This is a genomic window from Brevibacterium sp. CCUG 69071, from assembly GCF_021023135.1.
Classification (GTDB): domain Bacteria; phylum Actinomycetota; class Actinomycetes; order Actinomycetales; family Brevibacteriaceae; genus Brevibacterium.
Genome location: NZ_PGFV01000020.1, coordinates 1 through 629 on the forward strand (window position 1 = coordinate 1; position 629 = coordinate 629).

Here is a 629-nt window from a genome sequence, read left to right on the forward strand (position 1 = left end):
AGCTCAACACTGCCTACCTGGCCGCGGCTGGTGTCGAGCAGGGCCAGGACTGGCGGCAACCCACGTCCGCAGTGGACGCTTACCCGCTGGACTGGACTGTGACGCACGGCGGGAAGACCTGGATCTCTTTCGTCGCCGGGAATGTGTGGGAGCCGGGGGTCTCAGCCTGGCGTGAAGTCGTCGAAGGCAGCGACGCTCCCGCCGAGTGGGTGGAGCCGACTGGCGCGCACGACGCCTACAATTCCGGCGACCAGGTGACATTTGAGGGCGCGGTGTTCGAGTCGGTCATCGACGGCAACACGTGGAGCCCGTCTGCCTATCCTGCAGGGTGGAAGGCTGTACCATGAGCGTCTCCAAGTTCATCGCCGAACACGTCCCCGCATTGCGGCAACGCACCGCGAAGAAACTCATCCGCGCCATGGCCTGGCTCGTCGCCGCCTTCGCCCTCACCGTCGGCGTCACCCTCATCGCCACCACCCACACCAGCGCACGAGTTCCCACCCTCCGCGAATCCTTCCACCTCGCACCACCCCACGTATGGGGCGCCGTCTACGTCCTCCTCTCCGCCGGCATCATCGTCGCCCTCGCAATCCGCGGCCTCAAAGCCGGCACACCCCTACTCCTCACCA

2 protein-coding genes are annotated in these 629 nt (G+C 66.3%); both read left to right on the forward strand.

All coding sequences use genetic code 11. The features are described from left to right. Positions 1–347: hypothetical protein (locus CV023_RS19235; protein ID WP_230748580.1), on the forward strand; the 347-nt coding region annotated here is incomplete at its 5' end. Next, a partial coding sequence (locus tag CV023_RS19240) for a hypothetical protein (protein ID WP_230748581.1) occupies positions 344–629 on the forward strand: 286 nt, incomplete at its 3' end. The genes CV023_RS19235 and CV023_RS19240, both read left to right, overlap by 4 nt.